Source organism: Pseudomonas sp. 1L-B-1-E-C1 (assembly GCF_057291835.1).
Window position 1 is genome coordinate 74257 of record NZ_JBXAWN010000004.1, and the last position, 18833, is coordinate 93089.

Genomic DNA, 18833 nt, shown 5'->3' on the forward strand with positions numbered 1-18833 from the left:
ATAGGTTTTTCATATTTCGCTCTGCGGGCATAAGCGAATATTGTGTAGAAAGTGTTTCACAAAGGGTTACAGACGGCGCCTGCCAGAGTTGTAGGTAATGTAGTAAGTTAGGCCGGTGAATATCATGCGAAGCGCGCGCCAGTAGCGGAGCTTGCTTCAGAGGGTAGTTAATTGAACGATATGGCAAAGAATCTGATCCTGTGGTTGATCATCGCGGCTGTCCTGGTGACGGTGATGAACAACTTCTCCAGCCCTAACGAGCCGCAGACCCTCAACTATTCCGACTTCATCCAGCAGGTCAAGGATGGCAAGGTCGAGCGCGTAGCTGTCGATGGCTATGTAATTACCGGCAAGCGCACCGATGGCGACAGCTTCAAGACCATTCGTCCGGCAATCCAGGACAATGGCCTGATCGGCGATCTGGTCGACAACCACGTTGTGGTTGAAGGCAAGCAGCCTGAACAGCAAAGCATCTGGACCCAGCTTCTGGTGGCCAGCTTCCCGATTCTGGTGATCATCGCGGTGTTCATGTTCTTCATGCGCCAGATGCAGGGCGGTGCCGGTGGCAAGGGTGGGCCGATGAGCTTCGGCAAAAGCAAGGCGCGCCTGCTCTCCGAAGATCAGGTGAAAACCACGTTGGCTGACGTTGCCGGTTGCGATGAAGCCAAGGAAGAAGTCGGCGAACTGGTCGAGTTCTTGCGTGATCCGGGTAAATTCCAGCGTCTGGGCGGCCGCATCCCGCGCGGTGTGCTGATGGTCGGCCCACCGGGCACCGGTAAAACCTTGCTGGCCAAGGCGATTGCCGGCGAAGCGAAAGTGCCGTTCTTCACCATTTCCGGTTCCGACTTTGTCGAAATGTTCGTCGGTGTCGGCGCCAGCCGTGTCCGCGACATGTTCGAGCAGGCCAAGAAGCACGCACCGTGCATCATCTTCATCGACGAAATCGATGCCGTGGGTCGCCATCGTGGCGCCGGTATGGGTGGTGGTCACGATGAGCGTGAGCAGACTCTCAACCAGTTGCTGGTAGAGATGGACGGCTTCGAAATGAACGACGGCATCATCGTGATTGCCGCAACCAACCGTCCCGACGTGCTCGACCCTGCGCTGCTGCGTCCAGGCCGTTTCGACCGTCAGGTGGTGGTTGGCTTGCCGGACATTCGTGGTCGCGAGCAGATTCTGAAAGTGCACATGCGCAAAGTGCCAATGGGCGACGACGTTGCTCCGGCGGTAATCGCACGTGGTACTCCGGGCTTCTCCGGTGCAGACCTGGCCAACCTGGTCAACGAAGCGTCGCTGTTCGCTGCCCGTAGCGGCAAGCGTATCGTCGAGATGAAAGAGTTCGAGCTGGCCAAAGACAAGATCATGATGGGTGCCGAGCGCAAATCCATGGTCATGTCCGAGAAAGAAAAGCAGAACACTGCTTATCACGAAGCGGGCCATGCCATTGTTGGTCGCGTCGTACCTGAGCATGATCCGGTCTACAAGGTCTCGATCATCCCGCGCGGTCGTGCGCTGGGTGTGACCATGTTCCTGCCGGAAGAAGATCGCTACAGCCTGTCCAAGCGTGCGTTGATCAGCCAGATCTGCTCGTTGTACGGCGGCCGTATCGCTGAAGAAATGACCTTGGGCTTCGATGGTGTGACCACCGGTGCCTCCAACGACATCATGCGTGCAAGTCAGATTGCCCGGAACATGGTGACCAAGTGGGGTCTGTCGGAAAAACTCGGTCCGCTGATGTACGCCGAAGAAGAGGGCGAAGTGTTCCTCGGTCGCGGCGGTGGCGGTCAGGCTGCCAGCTTCTCCGGTGAGACCGCCAAACTGATCGACTCCGAGGTGCGCAGCATCATCGATCAGTGCTACGGCACCGCCAAGCAGATCCTTACGGATAATCGTGACAAGCTGGATGCCATGGCTGATGCGCTGATGAAGTACGAAACCATTGATGCCGAGCAGATTGACGACATCATGGCAGGTCGTACACCTCGCGAGCCGCGTGATTGGTCCGGTGGCACCGGTACACCTCCGCCGCCTGTGGTGCAGGACGAGCGCCCGGAGAAACCGATTGGCGGCCCGGCTGCTGACGTTTAAGGTTTGAAATGACTTCTGTTCAGTCCCTGACCCGGTTGCCTTGCGGCAACCGGGTTCTTGATTTGGCCCATACGCATGTCATGGGCATTCTCAATGTCACCCCTGATTCTTTTTCCGATGGCGGCCGCTACAGCCAGCTCGACGCGGCTCTGCGCCATGCCGAAGCGATGGTGCTTGCCGGTGCGACGCTGATCGATGTCGGCGGCGAATCGACCCGGCCGGGTGCGCGAGCGGTTTCTCCTCTCGAGGAGCTTGAGCGCGTCGCACCGATTGTCGAGCTGATCAATCGCGAGCTGGATGTCATCATTTCGGTTGATACTTCCACACCGGCAGTCATGCGCGAAACCGCACGGCTTGGCGCTGGATTGATCAACGACGTGCGTTCGCTGCGTCGCGATGGTGCGCTGGATGCGGCAGCGGCGACCGGGTTGCCGGTCTGCCTCATGCACATGCTCGGCGAGCCGGGCGATATGCAGGACAATCCGCACTATCAGGATGTCACCCGCGAGGTGGGCGAATTTCTGGCCGAGCGCATCGATCAGTGCGCGCAGGCGGGCATTCCTGCCGAGCGGATCATTCTTGATCCCGGCTTCGGCTTCGCCAAAACCCTGCAGCACAATCTAAGCTTGTTCAAGCACATGGAGGCCCTGCATGCACTGGGTCGCCCTCTGCTGGTAGGTGTTTCGCGCAAGAGTATGATTGGCCACGCCTTGAACCGTCCCGTAGGCGAGCGTCTGCATGGCGGTCTGGCGCTGGCGGCGCTGGCGTCGGTCAAGGGCGCGCGGATATTGCGCGTCCACGATGTGGCGGAAACTGTCGATGTAGTGCGAATGATCGCGGCCGTAGAATCAGCCGAATAAGAATGATGGAGCACTTATGAGCAAGAAATATTTTGGTACCGACGGCATTCGCGGTCGCGTTGGTGAATACCCGATCACGCCTGATTTCATGCTCAAGCTTGGCTGGGCCGCTGGCATGGCGTTCCGCAAGATGGGGGCGTGCAAGGTGCTGGTCGGCAAGGACACGCGGATATCCGGCTATATGTTCGAATCCGCGCTCGAAGCGGGGCTGACCTCGGCGGGTGCCGATGTGATGCTGCTTGGCCCGATGCCGACGCCGGCCATCGCCTATCTGTCGCGCACCTTCCAGGCTGAAGCCGGTATCGTGATCAGCGCATCGCACAACCCGCATGACGACAACGGTATCAAGTTCTTCTCCGGCAAAGGCACCAAGCTGCCGGATGAGCTGGAGTTGATGATCGAAGAGTTGCTGGATACGCCGATGACCGTTGTCGAATCGAGCAAGATCGGCAAGGTGTCGCGAATCAATGACGCATCGGGCCGCTATATCGAGTTCTGTAAAAGCAGCGTGCCTACTGGGACCAATTTCTCCGGCCTGAAGATCGTTGTCGACTGTGCGCACGGTGCGACCTATAAGGTGGCGCCGAGCGTCTTCCGTGAGCTGGGTGCCGAAGTTGTCGTGTTGTCTGCCCAGCCGAACGGGCTGAACATCAACGATAACTGCGGTTCCACGCACATGGGGCCATTACAGGCTGCGGTGCTGGCCGAGCATGCCGATCTGGGCATCGCCTTCGATGGTGACGGCGATCGGGTGTTGATGGTTGATCATACTGGCACCATCGTTGATGGTGACGATTTGCTGTTTATCATTGCTCGCGATCTGCATGAGCGCGGCAAGTTGCAGGGTGGTGTCGTCGGTACGTTGATGAGCAATCTCGGCCTCGAGCTGGCCTTGGCGGATCTTTCCATTCCTTTCGTTCGTGCCAATGTCGGTGACCGTTACGTAATCGCCGAACTGCAGGCGCGTAATTGGCTGGTGGGTGGCGAAAACTCCGGGCATGTCGTCTGCTTCAATCACACTACTACGGGCGACGCGATCATCGCAGCGTTGCAAGTGTTGATGGCTCTGAAATCCCGCAATGAAGGTCTCGCCCAAACCCGACAGGCTTTGCGCAAGTGCCCTCAGGTGCTGATCAACGTCCGCTTCGGCGGCGGTGAAAGCCCACTGGAGCATCCGGCTGTCAAGGAAGCCAGCGCCCGCGTAACCCAGGCGATGGCGGGGCGCGGTCGCGTGCTTCTGCGCAAGTCCGGCACAGAGCCTCTGGTGCGCGTAATGGTCGAAGGCGAGGACGAAAACCAGGTTCGCGGCTATGCCGAAGAGCTGGCAAAACTGGTAACCGAAGTTTCTGCCTGATACGGCTTGCAAGCCATGATTGTGTTGGGTAACATCTGCGCCCACTTTGACCGACGAGGTACAGCATGCGTCGCCCTATGGTAGCTGGTAACTGGAAGATGCACGGTACCCGCGCCAGCGTCGCTGAGCTGATCAACGGCCTTCGTCATCTGGCCTTGCCTAGCGGTGTTGATGTCGCGGTGTTCCCGCCTTGCTTGTATATCAATCAAGTGATTGATGGCTTGAAAGGCAAGTCGATTTCGGTCGGCGCGCAGAATTCTGCGGTGGAAGCCATGCAAGGTGCGCTGACCGGTGAGATTGCTCCCAGTCAGTTGGTGGATGCAGGTTGTTCCCTGGTGCTTGTCGGGCACTCCGAACGCCGCCAGATTCTGGGCGAGCGAGACGGGATGCTGAATCGCAAGTTCGCAGCGGCACAGGCATGTGGCTTGATTCCGGTGTTGTGTGTGGGGGAGACCCTTGAGCAACGCGAAGCCGGAAAAACTCTTGAAGTTGTCGGGCGTCAGCTGGGCAGCATCATCGAGGAGCTGGGTGTCGGTGCCTTTGCCAAGGCAGTGATTGCTTACGAGCCGGTCTGGGCCATTGGTACCGGGCTGACTGCAACGCCGCAACAGGCTCAGGATGTGCATAAAGCCATTCGCGAGCAGTTGGCGGCAGAGAATTCTGAAGTCGCACGAAATGTGCGTCTTCTATACGGCGGCAGCGTGAAGGCGGCCAATGCGGTCGAACTGTTCGGCATGCCGGATATCGATGGGGGGCTCATTGGTGGAGCCTCCCTGAATGCAGATGAGTTCGGTGCGATCTGTCGCGCCGCGGGAAACTGAAAAAATGCTGGAAACAGTCGTAGTCGTTTTTCATCTGCTGGGTGCATTGGGCGTAGTTGCTCTGGTTTTGCTGCAGCAGGGTAAGGGTGCGGACGCTGGCGCGTCTTTCGGAGCAGGTGCGTCAAATACTGTGTTCGGAAGCCAAGGTTCCTCTACCTTTCTTAGTAAGTTTACTGCTATACTTGCCGCCGGTTTCTTCATAACCAGCTTGGGGTTAGGTTACTTTGCTAAAGAGAAAGCTCATCAGCTGACTCAAGCAGGTCTGCCAGATCCAGCGGTGTTGGAAGTACCTAAGCAACAACCGGCTTCTGATGATGTCCCGGTGCTTCAAGAGCAAAAGTCGGCTTCTCCAGCGACTGACGTGCCTCCAGCTCAAGAGCAGAAGTAAGAAGGGTTTCAAACGTAGTATTGCCGAGGTGGTGGAATTGGTAGACACGCAACCTTGAGGTGGTTGTGCCCATAGGGTGTAGGGGTTCGAGTCCCCTTCTCGGTACCAATTAGTCAAGAAAGCCCGCTGTTGCGGGCTTTCTTGCAGGTGGAAGGTTACATTGACCCTAAAAGGGATCGGTCGTATACTTCCGCCCCAGCTTTGTCGCGGGGTGGAGCAGTCTGGTAGCTCGTCGGGCTCATAACCCGAAGGTCGTCGGTTCAAATCCGGCCCCCGCAACCAGTTTAAGGAGCCCCTTTTAAGGGGCTTTTTGTTAGCTGGATACTTCCAACGCCGCTGTTCGACGGCGTTTCAAGGATGGGCGTTATGCCCATTTTTTTATTTTGCAAAGCATGCACATATCATGCACTAGGGGGTTCAGGTGTCGAGCAAGCTAGAAGAGTTGCAGGCCTTGCTGGCCCCGGTGGTCGTGGCCCTGGGCTATGAATGCTGGGGTATCGAGTTTTCGGCTCAGGGTCGTCACTCGATGTTGCGCGTTTATATCGATAAAGAGGGTGGCGTGCTGGTGGACGATTGCGCCATTGTCAGCCGTCAGATCAGCGGCGTTCTGGATGTTGAAGATCCGATCTCCGTTGAATACACCCTTGAAGTTTCCTCGCCTGGCATGGAGCGCCCGCTGTTCACTCTTGAGCAGTTTGCCAAATTTGCCGGTGAACAAGTGAAGATCAAGCTGCGCTCGCCTTTCGAAGGTCGACGCAACTTTCAGGGCCTTCTGCGCGGTGTAGAAGAGCAGGACGTCGTGGTGCAGGTAGAAGACCACGAGTTCCTGTTGCCGATCGATATGATCGACAAGGCCAACATTATTCCCAGTTTTGACTGAGACGCGGATCCCGCGGATCCAATGGCTTGCGAAAGGCGAGGCGTACGATGAGCAAAGAAGTACTGCTGGTTGTTGAGTCGGTATCCAATGAAAAGGGTGTACCGGCAAGCGTAATTTTTGAAGCGCTGGAGCTGGCTCTGGCCACTGCTACCAAAAAGCGTTTTGAAGACGAAGTGGACCTGCGTGTGGAAATCAACCGCCACACCGGTTCCTACGAAACCTTCCGTCGCTGGACGGTCGTCGAAGAGAATGATCTCGACGATCCGGCCATCGAGACCTGGCCAAGCAAGGTTGCCGAAACGCATCCTGGCGCCAAGGTCGGTGACGTCGTCGAAGAGAAAATCGAATCCATCGAGTTCGGCCGCATCGCTGCACAGACTGCCAAGCAGGTCATCGTGCAGAAAGTTCGCGAAGCCGAGCGCGCTCAAGTGGTTGACGCCTATCGCGAGCGCCTGGGAGAAATCATCTCCGGCACCGTGAAAAAAGTCACCCGCGACAACGTGATCGTCGATCTGGGCAACAACGCTGAAGCGTTGCTGGCCCGCGAAGACATCATTTCTCGCGAAACCTTCCGTGTCGGCGTGCGTCTGCGTGCGCTGCTCAAGGAAATCCGCACCGAGAACCGCGGCCCGCAGCTGATCCTGTCGCGTACCGCGCCGGAAATGCTGATCGAGCTGTTCCGTATCGAAGTGCCGGAAATTGCTGAAGGCCTCATCGAGGTCATGGCCGCCTCCCGTGACCCGGGTTCGCGCGCCAAGATCGCCGTCCGCTCCAAGGACAAGCGCATTGATCCACAAGGTGCCTGCATCGGTATGCGCGGTTCGCGCGTCCAGGCGGTATCGGGTGAGTTGGGCGGTGAGCGTGTTGATATCGTGCTGTGGGACGACAACCCGGCCCAGTTCGTGATCAACGCCATGTCCCCGGCCGAGGTTGCGGCAATTATCGTTGACGAAGATGCCCATGCCATGGACATCGCCGTTGGCGCAGACAATCTGGCTCAGGCCATCGGTCGTGGTGGTCAGAACGTGCGTCTGGCCAGCCAATTGACTGGCTGGACCCTGAACGTGATGACCGAATCGGACATCCAGGCTAAACAGCAAGCAGAAACCGGCGACATCCTGCGCAACTTCATCGACGAGCTGGAAGTCGACGAAGAGCTGGCTCAGGTGCTGGTAGATGAAGGCTTCACCAGCCTGGAAGAGATTGCCTACGTACCGGTGGAGGAGATGCTCAACATCGACGGCTTTGACGAGGACATCGTCAACGAGCTTCGTGCTCGCGCCAAGGATCGCTTGTTGACCAAAGCCATCGCTACTGAGGAAAAGCTGGCAGACGCCCATCCGGCCGAAGACCTGCTCTCGCTTGAGGGTATGGACAAGGATTTGGCGATGGAACTGGCGGTGCGCGGCGTAATTACCCGCGAAGACCTGGCCGAGCAGTCTATTGACGACCTGCTCGACATCGACGGCATTGACGATGATCGTGCCGGCAAGTTGATCATGGCCGCCCGAGCCCACTGGTTCGAGTAATTAGGCGCGGCCTGAGGAGAGAAGTGCATGACGCAAGTCACGGTGAAACAACTGGCCGATGAGGTCAAAACACCGGTAGAGCGCCTGTTGCAGCAGATGCGTGAGGCAGGTCTGCCGCACACCGCCGCCGACGAAAATGTGACTGACAGTGAGAAGCAATCCCTGCTGACTCACTTGAAGAGCAGTCACAAGGCGAAAGTGGAAGAACCACGCAAGATCACGCTGCAGCGTAAAACCACCAGCACCCTGCGTGTGGCTGGTAGCAAGAGCATCAGCGTTGAAGTTCGCAAGAAGAAAGTTTTCGTACAGCGCAGCCCGGAAGAAATCGAAGCCGAGCGCAAGCGTGAACTGGATGAGCGTCGCGCAGTAGAAAATGCTGCCCGTCAGAAGGCTGAAGAAGAAGCCAAGCAACGCGCCGAAGAAGAAGCGCGTCGCCAGCCTGCTGCTGCGCAAACCGCTGCCAGCGATGCCGTTGCGGCACCGGCTGCTGCTGCCGAACCTGTTCGTGAAAGCGCACCGGTGGTGGCTGCTGCTCCTGCTCCATCGGCTGACGTTCGCAACAAGCAGAACGAACAGCGCCGTCCGGACAAGCCACGTGCCGACGACAACAATCGTCGTAGCGGCGGCGGTGATGGCGAGCGCAAAAACGCTCCGCATCGCGCATCGGTCAAGGAAAAAGCGCCGGCACCACGTGTGGCGCCACGCACTACCGACGAAGAAAGCGATGGCTTCCGTCGTGGTGGTCGCGGCAAGGCCAAGCTGAAGAAGCGCAACGCCCACGGTTTCCAGAGCCCGACCGGCCCTGTCGTGCGTGATGTGCAGATCGGCGAGACCATCACGGTTGGCGATCTGGCCAATCAGATGTCGGTCAAGGCTGCTGAAATCATCAAGTTCATGTTCAAACTGGGTACCCCAGCGACCATCAACCAGGTGCTTGATCAGGAAACTGCTCAACTGGTAGCCGAAGAACTGGGCCACAAAGTGACCCTGGTCAGCGACACCGCCCTGGAAGATTCCCTGGCCGAGTCCCTGAAGTTTGAAGGTGAGTCGTTCTCCCGTGCACCAGTCGTGACCGTAATGGGCCACGTTGACCACGGTAAGACTTCCCTGCTCGACTACATCCGTCGTGCCAAGGTAGCTGCTGGCGAAGCCGGCGGTATCACCCAGCACATCGGTGCATACCACGTTGAGACTGATCGCGGCATGGTCACTTTCCTCGACACCCCAGGTCACGCTGCGTTTACCGCAATGCGTGCCCGTGGTGCCAAGGCGACCGACATCGTGATCCTCGTGGTGGCAGCGGACGACGGCGTGATGCCGCAAACCATCGAAGCCGTTCAGCATGCTCAGGCAGCTGGCGTGCCGCTGGTGGTTGCAGTGAACAAGATCGACAAGCCGGGCGCCGATCTCGACCGCATCCGCAGCGAACTGTCGGTTCACGGCGTGACTTCCGAAGACTGGGGTGGCGACACACCATTCGTACCGGTTTCGGCGAAGATGGGTACCGGCGTGGACGAGCTGCTTGAAGCCGTTCTGCTGCAGGCCGAGGTTCTCGAACTGAAGGCAACCCCATCGGCTCCTGGCCGTGGTGTCGTGGTTGAATCGCGTCTCGACAAGGGTCGTGGCCCGGTCGCAACCGTGCTGGTTCAGGACGGTACTCTGCGTCAAGGCGACATGGTCCTGGTCGGTTCGAACTATGGCCGCGTACGTGCCATGCTCGACGAGAACGGCAAGCCAATCAAGGAAGCCGGTCCATCCATCCCTGTCGAGATCCTCGGCCTGGACGGTACCCCGGACGCTGGCGACGAGATGAGCGTGGTTGCCGACGAGAAGAAAGCCCGTGAAGTGGCTCTGTTCCGTCAAGGCAAGTTCCGCGAAGTCAAACTGGCTCGCGCTCACGCCGGCAAGCTGGAAAACATCTTCGAAAACATGGGTCAGGCCGAGAAGAAGACGCTCAACATCGTCCTCAAGTCCGACGTCCGTGGTTCGCTGGAAGCGTTGAACGGTGCCTTGAATGGTCTGGGCAACGATGAAGTGCAAGTGCGTGTCGTGGGTGGCGGTGTCGGTGGTATCACCGAATCCGATGCCAACCTGGCACTGGCTTCCAACGCTGTACTGTTCGGCTTCAACGTGCGTGCCGATGCTGGCGCTCGCAAGATCGTCGAGCAGGAAGGTCTGGATATGCGTTACTACAACGTGATCTACGACATCATCGAAGACGTCAAGAAAGCCTTGACCGGCATGCTCGGCAGCGATGTTCGCGAGAACATCCTGGGTGTGGCCGAAGTGCGTGACGTGTTCCGTTCGCCGAAGTTTGGCGCGATCGCCGGTTGCATGGTGATCGAAGGTGTCGTGCACCGTAACCGTCCGATCCGTGTACTGCGTGAAGACATCGTTATCTTCGAAGGCGAGCTGGAATCCCTGCGCCGCTTCAAGGATGACGCTTCCGAAGTGCGTGCCGGCATGGAATGCGGTATCGGCGTGAAGAGCTACAACGACGTCAAAGTCGGCGACAAGATCGAAGTCTTCGAGAAGGTTCAGGTTGCTCGCAGCCTCTGACTCGCGCACTTCAAGGGCCACGATGGGCCGTAGCATGCAAATGCACGGCCCAGCGTCCGGACTCTAAACGCAACGCCCGGTCTGGCTTTTGTCAGGCCGGGCGTTTGCCGCTTTCAGACCTTGCGGGTTTCGCCGCTCGGCAGTAACAGGTAACAAATCATGGCAAAAGAATACAGCCGTACCCAACGTATCGGCGATCAGATGCAGCGCGAGCTGGCGCAACTGATCCGTCGCGAAGTCAAAGACCCGCGCGTCGGCCTGGTCACCATCACCGCTGTGGAAGTGTCCCGTGACGTCGGTCACGCGAAGATTTTCATCACCGTGATGGGCCAGGACAACGCTGAAGACATCGCGCAAAGCATCAAGGTGCTCAATGCCGCCGCAGGTTTCCTGCGTATGCAATTGGCCCGCGAAATGAAGCTGCGCAGCGTGCCGCAATTGCACTTCCACTACGACGAATCCGTCGTGCGTGGTGCGCACCTGTCGGCACTGATCGAGCGCGCCGTGGCTGAAGACAATCAGCACGTTGCCGCTCCAGCACCTGAAGACACCAAGGAGTAATTCGGTGGCTCAGGTCAAACGTATCCGTCGTAATGTCAGCGGCATCATCCTGCTCGACAAGCCGTTGGGTTTCACTTCCAACGCCGCGTTGCAGAAGGTGCGCTGGCTGCTCAATGCCGAGAAGGCCGGGCACACCGGCAGCCTCGACCCGCTGGCCACCGGCGTGTTGCCGCTGTGCTTCGGCGAGGCGACCAAGTTCTCGCAGTATCTGCTCGATTCCGACAAGGGCTATGAAACCCTGGCGCAACTGGGCAAGACCACCACCACGGCCGATGCCGAAGGCGAGGTTTTGCAGGAGCGTCCGGTGACCGTTGGTCGCGCCGATGTCGAAGCGGTTCTGCCGAAATTTCGCGGGCAAATCAGTCAGATACCGCCGATGTACTCGGCACTCAAGCGTGATGGCCAGCCGCTGTACAAACTGGCACGTGCAGGCGAAGTAGTGGAGCGCGAACCGCGTTCTGTTACTATTGCGCGCTTGGAATTGCTGGCCTTCGAAGGCGATACTGCGCGGCTTGCGGTGGACTGCAGCAAGGGCACCTATATTCGCACCCTGGTGGAGGATATCGGTGAGCAACTCGGTTGTGGTGCGTACGTCGCAGAATTGCGTCGGACCCAGGCCGGGCCTTTCACCTTGGCGCAGACCGTGACCCTCGAAGAGCTGGAAGCGGTACATGCCGAAGGCGGCAATGAAGCGGTCGACCGCTTCCTGATGCCATCGGACAGCGGCCTGCAGGATTGGCCGTTGCTGCACTTCTCGGAAGCGAGCGCGTTCTACTGGCTCAACGGCCAGCCGGTACGTGCCCCGGATGCACCGAAGTTCGGCATGGTACGAGTACAGGATCACAATGGTCGCTTCATCGGTATCGGTGAAGTGAGCGAAGACGGGCGCATCGCGCCGCGTCGCTTGATTCGGTCAGAATGACCGGAACCGGTCTGCGTAAGCGGGCCGGCGAGTGTGGCTGTTAACAGGCATGGTCACTACTCATTTATAGATACAGGGATTTGTCCCTGGCCTGTTGAAGCTGTTTCCCTGAAACAGTTTCCTGATAAGGAAGGATTGCCTCATGGCTCTCGACGTTCAAGAAAAAGCTCAAATCGTTGCTGACTACCAGCAAGCTGTTGGTGACACTGGTTCGCCAGAAGTGCAGGTTGCACTGCTGACCGCCAACATCAACAAATTGCAAGGTCACTTCAAGGCCAACGGTAAAGATCACCACTCCCGTCGTGGTCTGATCCGCATGGTTAACCAGCGTCGCAAGCTGCTGGACTACCTGAAAGGCAAGGACGTAAGCCGGTACGCCGCGCTGATCGCTCGCCTGGGTCTGCGTCGCTAATCAGCGATTGCGCTATGAGGTTGGTGGTCTGTCGGACGTCAGCGGTTTTCCGCTGACGTCTTGCAGGCTCCCAGCCTCAAGTTTTATCTGCAGCATGGCTTTACCTGTAACACCCGGACAATTGCCATCGGGCCGATTCCCGAGATTGCCCAAGAATTCGCAAGAAACCGTTTCCCCCAAGAGCCACAAAGAAGGTAGGACACCGTGAACCCGGTAATCAAAAAATTCCAGTTCGGTCAATCGACCGTTACCCTCGAGACAGGCCGTATCGCCCGTCAGGCCTCCGGCGCAGTATTGGTCACCGTTGACGACGACGTCAGCGTGTTGGTGACTGTCGTCGGTGCAAAGCAAGCCGATCCGGGCAAGGGTTTCTTCCCTCTGTCCGTGCACTACCAGGAAAAGACTTACGCTGCCGGTAAGATCCCTGGCGGTTTCTTCAAGCGTGAAGGCCGTCCTTCCGAGAAAGAAACCCTGACTTCCCGACTGATCGACCGTCCGATCCGTCCGCTGTTCCCAGAAGGCTTCATGAACGAAGTGCAGGTTGTCTGCACCGTCGTTTCCACCAGCAAGAAGACCGATCCGGACATCGCCGCGATGATCGGTACCTCGGCTGCCCTGGCCATTTCCGGCATTCCGTTCGACGGCCCGATCGGCGCCGCTCGCGTGGCGTTCCACGAAAGCACCGGTTACCTGCTGAACCCGACTTACGAACAGCAGGCCGCTTCGAGCCTGGACATGGTCGTTGCCGGTACTTCCGACGCCGTGCTGATGGTTGAATCCGAAGCCAAAGAGCTGACCGAAGACCAGATGCTGGGCGCGGTATTGTTCGCTCACGACGAATTCCAGGTTGTGATCAATGCTGTGAAGGAACTGGCTGCCGAAGCCGCCAAGCCAACCTGGAACTGGGCTCCACAGCCTGAAGCCACCGAGCTGCTGGGCGCGATCCGTGCCGAGTTCGGCGAAGCGATCTCCCAGGCTTACACCATCACCATCAAGGCCGACCGCTACGCGCGTCTGGGCGAGTTGCGTGACCAGGTGGTTGCCAAGCTGTCCGGTGAAGAAGGCCAGCCTACCGCTGCTGAAGTCAAAGCAGCCTTCGGCGAAATCGAATACCGCACCGTTCGCGAAAACATCGTTAACGGCAAGCCTCGTATCGACGGTCGCGACACCCGCACCGTACGTCCGCTGAACATCGAAGTCGGCGTTCTGCCGAAGACTCACGGTTCGGCGCTGTTCACCCGTGGCGAAACCCAGGCACTGGTTGTGGCAACACTGGGCACCGCCCGTGACGCGCAGCTGCTGGACACCCTGGAAGGCGAAAAGAAAGACCCGTTCATGCTGCACTACAACTTCCCGCCGTTCTCGGTAGGCGAGTGTGGTCGCATGGGTGGCGCCGGTCGTCGCGAAATCGGTCACGGCCGTCTGGCCCGTCGTTCGGTTTCGGCCATGCTGCCAGCCGCTGACGTGTTCCCGTACACCATCCGCGTGGTCTCGGAAATCACCGAATCCAACGGTTCGAGCTCGATGGCTTCCGTGTGCGGCGCTTCCCTCGCACTGATGGACGCTGGTGTGCCGATGAAGGCTCCAGTGGCCGGTATCGCCATGGGTCTGGTTAAAGAAGGCGAGAAATTCGCTGTTCTGACCGACATCCTCGGCGACGAAGATCACCTGGGCGACATGGACTTCAAGGTAGCCGGTACCGCCAAAGGCGTTACCGCGCTGCAGATGGACATCAAGATCAAGGGCATCACCGAAGAGATCATGGAAATCGCTCTGGGCCAGGCCCTTGAAGCGCGCCTGAACATCCTCGGCCAGATGAACCAGATCATTGGCCAGTCGCGTACCGAACTGTCGGCCAACGCTCCGACCATGATCGCGATGAAGATCGACACCGACAAGATCCGTGACGTTATCGGTAAAGGTGGCGCGACCATCCGTGCGATCTGCGAAGAAACCAAGGCTTCGATCGACATCGAAGACGACGGTTCGATCAAGATCTTCGGCGAAACCAAAGATGCCGCAGAAGCTGCTCGTCAGCGCGTTCTGAGCATCACGGCAGAAGCCGAGATCGGCAAGATCTACGTCGGCAAGGTTGAGCGCATCGTCGACTTCGGCGCATTCGTCAACATCCTGCCGGGCAAGGACGGTCTGGTGCACATCTCGATGCTGAGCGACGCTCGCGTTGAGAAAGTGACCGACATCCTGAAAGAAGGCCAGGAAGTGGAAGTGCTGGTACTGGACGTGGACAACCGCGGCCGTATCAAGCTGTCCATCAAAGACGTGGCAGCTGCCAAGGCTTCGGGCGTTTAATCACCCCAACGCTTTAGCGCAATGAAGATGCCCCCGCCGTGCAAACGGCGGGGGCATTTTTTTATCTGAAATAAAGAAATTGTGGCGAGGGGATTTATCCCCTCGCCACAAATTTGCCGCAGCTCGAGACCGGTGCTAGGTTTAGCCCACCGCCCGTGTAGCTCAGCCGGTAGAGCAGCGCACTCGTAACGCGAAGGTCGCAGGTTCGATTCCTGTCTCGGGCACCAACTCCTCAGCGCGCCACATCGATTCATGTTCCGCAGGTCAGCTTTTTGTGCAGAGATGTAAAGAGCCGTGTAATTCGTCATGCAAACGTCCTATATTCGGTGCCTGCATGAGCATCGCTTAGCAGTTTTCAGATGATCCCGAATGGTTCCGAAGGCCGGCCAGTCCGCGTCAGAGAGATCCTTGATGATCCAGATCCATCCTCCATTCCTAAGATCAGCGAGAACCCCATGACTGAATTGACCCAAGAGCAACGCCACGAACAAGCGCTGGAAAAATACCTTCTGGATGTGCCGGACCTGAAGGAAGAGATCAAGGACTTGAGTCCCGATGATCAGAAAGACCAGATCCAGTGGGCCTTCGAAGACGAAGCCGAAGCGCAGGGCTTGCAGCCGTGGGAGCTGACCCTCAAGTACACGAGCACGCCAGAGGAGTTCGAGGCGCAGCGCCTCGTGCTGCACAAGGAAGCGGCAGAAGTATTGGGTGTCGAGTGGGAAGAGTACTGCGAGATGAACAATCTCGTCGTATAAGAGCAGCTGCGAGCTTCTAGCTACAAGCTGCAAGTCAAAGCAGAGTCGCTTGGCTTGTAGCTTGTAGCTTGCCGCTGCGTTTAGAGGCTTAGTCGCATCGACAGATCCACCGCTTTGACATCCTTGGTCATCGCACCGATCGAAATGTAATCCACGCCCGTTTCGGCGATCGGCAGCAGTGTGCTTTCGTTGATGCCGCCGCTGGCTTCCAGTTTCGCTTTGCCGGCGGTCAGGCGTACCGCTTCGCGCATGTCGTCCAGGCTCAGTTCGTCGAGCATGATGATGTCGGCGCCCGCTTCCAGCGCTTGCTGCAACTCCTCAAGACTTTCCACTTCGATCTCCACCGGTTTGCCCGGGGCGATCTTGTGTGCGGCGGCCACGGCTTCGGCGATGCCACCACTGGCGGCGATGTGGTTTTCTTTGATCAGGAAGGCGTCGTACAGACCGATTCGGTGGTTGTGACAGCCGCCGCAGGTCACTGCGTATTTCTGCGCCATCCGCAGGCCCGGCAAGGTTTTGCGCGTGTCGAGCAACTTGACCTGCGTCTCGCCGACGAAGTCCGCCAGGTACTGCGCGCGCGTGGCTACGCCCGACAGCAACTGCAGGAAGTTCAACGCGCTGCGTTCACCCGTCAGCAGTGAGCGAGCCGGGCCTTCCAGGTGAAACAGCGGCTGATTGGCTTTGACCCGCTGGCCGTCGACCACTTGCCAATGCACCGCCACGCGCGGATCGAGCTGGCGAAACACCGCATCGACCCACGCGGTGCCGCAGATGACGGCGTCGTCACGGGTGATGATGGTGGCTTTGGCCAGGCGTTCGGCCGGGATCAGTTGCGCGGTGATGTCGCCGCTGCCGACGTCTTCGAGCAACGCACGGCGCACGTTGTTTTCGATTTCGGCGGTCAGATCGGCGAGACGTAGATTCGGCATAACGGACTCCACAAACAAAGTGGTTCGATTATAGGGGCAGGGCGCGAGCCAACCCAAGGCGAGAACGCGCGTGCCTGACGCATCTGGTCGATTTTCCTGAGCCGAGTGCGTGGTGCGTGGCGTATAGGGGAAACCCTGAGGCCTATAGCATCGTCGCCATCTTTTACCAGATAATCCGCCTTGTATTTGACGTCATGGCTTTGACGAACGACTCCGCTGGAGCAGTGTCAAAGCGACGAACCGAATCACCGTTCCAGGAGGCTTGGATGCGCAACGACGGGAAAGTGGTGCCTTTGCACCGGGCGACTGCCGATCTGGCGGACCACTCGCCGCTTGCCCGCTTGCCGGTGATTCTGCTGCAAGTCCGCGACAAGGCTGCGCAGCAGTTGCGCCACGATTTGCAGGAGCTGTTCGATAACGCCGACGACACGCTGTTCGAAATGGCCGACCGGGCGCGCAACGACGTCGATCAGAACATCTTTTTCGAAGCCATGCGCGACCTGCGCCTCAAGCGCAAGAACATCGAGCGCGGCTTTCTCGAGCTGTTTTTCGAAGCCTTCGCCGGTCTCACTCAATACGATCCCGCCGCCATTACCTTGCCACGCACGCTGGTGGTCGAAGATGCGACGCCGCGTACCGATGCCATGGAGCGCACCGTGGCCGTGCAGACCATGGTCAGCCGCGTGCTCAAGCGCGACGGCTTCGCTCTCGATCAACTGACCGCACGCTTCAGCTCGATGCTCGGCAAGCGTCTCGACGATCAGCACAATCCGCTGAGTCCGGCGATGCTCTGCGAATATTTCCTGCAGGCCGGGCGTAACCTCGGCGTCGAGATCAAGGTCAAGCTGATCCTGCTCAAACTGTTCGAACGCTATGTGCTGGCCGATACCGAGCAGCTGTATGCCGAGGCCAATCAGTTGCTGCTCGCCACCGGCGTATTGCCGCATCTGAAACCGGCCATACCCCGTCGCATGGTCGAGCCTGCGGACAGCGAGACGTTGATTGAGGACCTCGACGAGCTGCCGCCAGCGGACGAGGGCGTGGAAGAGGTGTTTGCGGCGTTGCAGCAACTGCTCGCCCACGTGCGCGGCCGTGTCACCCCGACACTGGAACCTGGCGCCCCGGCGCATCCGATCAACACCCGCGATCTGCTGCGGTTGTTGTCGCATTTGCAGCAATACGTACCGGCGCTCGAGGCTCAGGAAGATTTCGATCTGCGTCATCAGCTCGAACAGCTGCTGACCCGGGTCAGCGTCAGAAGTGGCCGCTCCCGCGTTGTCGCGACCGCCGACGAAGATGTGATCAACCTGATCGCCATGGTCTTCGACTGCATCCTCGACGATCGCAACGTGCCAGACGCGCTCAAGGCGCTGATCGCCCGATTGCAGATTCCGATGCTCAAAGTCGCTGTGCTGGACAAGAGTTTCTTCAGCCGCAGCACGCACCCGGCGCGGCGCCTGCTCAACGAAATCGCCGAGGCCGCAATGGGCTGGAGCGATTGCGACGGTGCTGAGCGGGACAGCCTCTACGTGCGCATCGAGCAAGTGGTGCAGCGCTTGCTGAGCGAGTTCGTCGACGACCCGGCGACCTTCTCCGAATTGCTCGCCGACTTCCTCGCCTTTACTCAGGAGGAGCGTCGTCGCACCGAACTGCTCGAACAACGCTTGCGTGATGCCGAGGAAGGCCGGGCGAAAGCCGAGTTGGCTCAACATCGCGTCGCGCAAGCGTTGCAGCAGGCGTTGCTGGGCAAAGTGCTGCCGACCACGGTGGTCAGTTTCGTCCAGCAGGCCTGGAGCAACGTGCTGCTGCTGACCTGTCTGAAGCATGGCGATCAGTCCGCTGAGTGGCACGCCGACGTGCAGACCATGGAACAGCTGATCTGGAGTGTGCAACGCCATGACGACGGCGAATCCAGCCTGCGTCTGCTGGCACTGGTGCCGGGTCTGCTCAAGTCGCTGCGCGATGGCCTGAGCAGCACGGCGTTCGACCCGTTTGCCACCAGCGAATTCTTCAGTGAACTGGAGGCTCTGCACGTGCGCGTGCTGGAGCGCTCCGACGACGCCGATCACAGCGGTACGCCGCTGATCGAAGTCACGCCCCAGGTCTTGCAGCACAGCACCGACCAAACTGCAGCCACGCCATCGCCGCGCCCTGCGCAAGACGATGCCGCTCTGTCTGAGATCGAGCAGTTGCGTGTGGGTAACTGGGTGGTGTTCGACGAGGATGACGAACAGACCTTGCGTTGCAAACTCGCGGCGATCATCGAGGAGACCGGCAAATATGTCTTCGTCGACCGTACTGGCATGAAAGTGCTGGAGCGCAGCCGCACCGATCTGGCCCTGGCATTGAGCCGTGGCGTCGCGCGCGTGCTGGATGACACCTTGTTGTTCGACCGCGCACTGGAAACGGTGCTGGGCGACCTGCGGCGACTCAATCGCGGCAACTGATCGCACGGCGAGGGCGGA

At 58.9% G+C, this 18833-nt stretch carries 15 protein-coding genes and 3 tRNA genes; 17 read left to right on the plus strand and 1 reads right to left on the minus strand.

The window, feature by feature from the left end:
* Positions 1-180: 180 nt before the first annotated feature.
* From ftsH to AC0Z4S_RS08705, 16 genes are all read left to right on the plus strand, one after another.
* On the plus strand, positions 181-2088 hold the full coding sequence (gene ftsH / locus AC0Z4S_RS08630; protein WP_016771759.1) for an ATP-dependent zinc metalloprotease FtsH: 1908 nt from the start codon (positions 181-183) through the stop codon (positions 2086-2088).
* A gap of 8 nt (positions 2089-2096) precedes the next feature.
* The gene (gene folP / locus AC0Z4S_RS08635) at positions 2097-2948 is read left to right on the plus strand and encodes a dihydropteroate synthase (protein WP_485622685.1); all 852 of its coding nucleotides are present in this window, start codon (positions 2097-2099) and stop codon (positions 2946-2948) included.
* Positions 2949-2964: 16 nt separating this feature from the next.
* Positions 2965-4302, plus strand: a complete 1338-nt coding sequence (gene glmM, locus AC0Z4S_RS08640; RefSeq protein ID WP_471879908.1) for a phosphoglucosamine mutase — start codon at positions 2965-2967, stop codon at positions 4300-4302.
* A gap of 65 nt (positions 4303-4367) precedes the next feature.
* Positions 4368-5123 carry a triose-phosphate isomerase gene (gene tpiA / locus AC0Z4S_RS08645; RefSeq protein WP_042608862.1) on the plus strand — a complete coding sequence of 252 codons (756 nt, stop codon included), beginning with the start codon at positions 4368-4370 and terminating at the stop codon, positions 5121-5123.
* Positions 5124-5127: 4 nt separating this feature from the next.
* The gene (secG, locus tag AC0Z4S_RS08650; RefSeq protein ID WP_123418240.1) at positions 5128-5511 is read left to right on the plus strand and encodes a preprotein translocase subunit SecG; all 384 of its coding nucleotides are present in this window, start codon (positions 5128-5130) and stop codon (positions 5509-5511) included.
* A 22-nt stretch (positions 5512-5533) separates the two neighbouring features.
* Positions 5534-5619, plus strand: a tRNA-Leu gene (locus AC0Z4S_RS08655).
* Between the two features lie 97 nt (positions 5620-5716).
* Positions 5717-5793: transfer RNA gene (locus AC0Z4S_RS08660), tRNA-Met, on the plus strand.
* Between the two features lie 139 nt (positions 5794-5932).
* On the plus strand, positions 5933-6391 hold the full coding sequence (gene rimP, locus AC0Z4S_RS08665) for a ribosome maturation factor RimP (protein WP_007973115.1): 459 nt from the start codon (positions 5933-5935) through the stop codon (positions 6389-6391).
* A 47-nt stretch (positions 6392-6438) separates the two neighbouring features.
* On the plus strand, positions 6439-7920 hold the full coding sequence (gene nusA, locus AC0Z4S_RS08670) for a transcription termination factor NusA (RefSeq protein ID WP_024011569.1): 1482 nt from the start codon (positions 6439-6441) through the stop codon (positions 7918-7920).
* A gap of 27 nt (positions 7921-7947) precedes the next feature.
* A complete protein-coding gene (infB, locus tag AC0Z4S_RS08675) occupies positions 7948-10479 on the plus strand; it encodes a translation initiation factor IF-2 (RefSeq protein WP_042608863.1) in 2532 nt (843 codons plus the stop codon).
* Positions 10480-10638: 159 nt separating this feature from the next.
* Positions 10639-11040, plus strand: coding sequence for a 30S ribosome-binding factor RbfA (rbfA, locus tag AC0Z4S_RS08680; protein WP_016771753.1), 402 nt, complete (start codon positions 10639-10641; stop codon positions 11038-11040).
* Between the two features lie 4 nt (positions 11041-11044).
* Positions 11045-11962 carry a tRNA pseudouridine(55) synthase TruB gene (gene truB / locus AC0Z4S_RS08685; RefSeq protein WP_024011571.1) on the plus strand — a complete coding sequence of 306 codons (918 nt, stop codon included), beginning with the start codon at positions 11045-11047 and terminating at the stop codon, positions 11960-11962.
* A 142-nt stretch (positions 11963-12104) separates the two neighbouring features.
* On the plus strand, positions 12105-12374 hold the full coding sequence (rpsO, locus tag AC0Z4S_RS08690) for a 30S ribosomal protein S15 (protein WP_016771751.1): 270 nt from the start codon (positions 12105-12107) through the stop codon (positions 12372-12374).
* A gap of 204 nt (positions 12375-12578) precedes the next feature.
* Positions 12579-14684 carry a polyribonucleotide nucleotidyltransferase gene (gene pnp, locus AC0Z4S_RS08695; RefSeq protein ID WP_485622686.1) on the plus strand — a complete coding sequence of 702 codons (2106 nt, stop codon included), beginning with the start codon at positions 12579-12581 and terminating at the stop codon, positions 14682-14684.
* Positions 14685-14835: 151 nt separating this feature from the next.
* Positions 14836-14911, plus strand: a tRNA-Thr gene (locus tag AC0Z4S_RS08700).
* A 228-nt stretch (positions 14912-15139) separates the two neighbouring features.
* Entirely contained in the window at positions 15140-15439 is a 300-nt protein-coding gene (locus AC0Z4S_RS08705; RefSeq protein WP_024011573.1) for a DUF6388 family protein, read from the plus strand.
* 80 nt (positions 15440-15519) lie between these two features.
* Here the strand turns inward: AC0Z4S_RS08705 and nadC are convergent, their stop codons facing one another.
* On the minus strand, positions 15520-16368 hold the full coding sequence (nadC, locus tag AC0Z4S_RS08710) for a carboxylating nicotinate-nucleotide diphosphorylase (RefSeq protein WP_056782879.1): 849 nt from the start codon (positions 16366-16368) through the stop codon (positions 15520-15522).
* A gap of 266 nt (positions 16369-16634) precedes the next feature.
* On the opposite strand from nadC, the gene AC0Z4S_RS08715 reads away from it, so the two are divergent.
* Positions 16635-18815: a DUF1631 domain-containing protein gene (locus tag AC0Z4S_RS08715; protein WP_485622687.1), complete on the plus strand. Its 2181-nt coding sequence runs from the start codon at positions 16635-16637 to the stop codon at positions 18813-18815.
* The last annotated feature ends 18 nt before the right edge of the window (positions 18816-18833 follow it).

Excerpts from the sequence above, each read along its gene's own strand:
- ftsH (WP_016771759.1), top strand. The coding sequence starts at position 181 with ATGGCAAAGAATCTGATCCTGTGGTTGATCATCGCGGCTGTCCTGGTG.
- folP (WP_485622685.1), top strand. The coding sequence starts at position 2,097 with ATGACTTCTGTTCAGTCCCTGACCCGGTTGCCTTGCGGCAACCGGGTT.
- glmM (WP_471879908.1), top strand. The coding sequence starts at position 2,965 with ATGAGCAAGAAATATTTTGGTACCGACGGCATTCGCGGTCGCGTTGGT.
- tpiA (WP_042608862.1), top strand. The coding sequence starts at position 4,368 with ATGCGTCGCCCTATGGTAGCTGGTAACTGGAAGATGCACGGTACCCGC.
- secG (WP_123418240.1), top strand. The coding sequence starts at position 5,128 with ATGCTGGAAACAGTCGTAGTCGTTTTTCATCTGCTGGGTGCATTGGGC.
- nusA (WP_024011569.1), top strand. The coding sequence starts at position 6,439 with ATGAGCAAAGAAGTACTGCTGGTTGTTGAGTCGGTATCCAATGAAAAG.
- infB (WP_042608863.1), top strand. The coding sequence starts at position 7,948 with ATGACGCAAGTCACGGTGAAACAACTGGCCGATGAGGTCAAAACACCG.
- rbfA (WP_016771753.1), top strand. The coding sequence starts at position 10,639 with ATGGCAAAAGAATACAGCCGTACCCAACGTATCGGCGATCAGATGCAG.
- rpsO (WP_016771751.1), top strand. The coding sequence starts at position 12,105 with ATGGCTCTCGACGTTCAAGAAAAAGCTCAAATCGTTGCTGACTACCAG.
- AC0Z4S_RS08705 (WP_024011573.1), top strand. The coding sequence starts at position 15,140 with ATGACTGAATTGACCCAAGAGCAACGCCACGAACAAGCGCTGGAAAAA.
- nadC (WP_056782879.1), bottom strand. The coding sequence starts at position 16,368 with ATGCCGAATCTACGTCTCGCCGATCTGACCGCCGAAATCGAAAACAAC.
- AC0Z4S_RS08715 (WP_485622687.1), top strand. The coding sequence starts at position 16,635 with ATGCGCAACGACGGGAAAGTGGTGCCTTTGCACCGGGCGACTGCCGAT.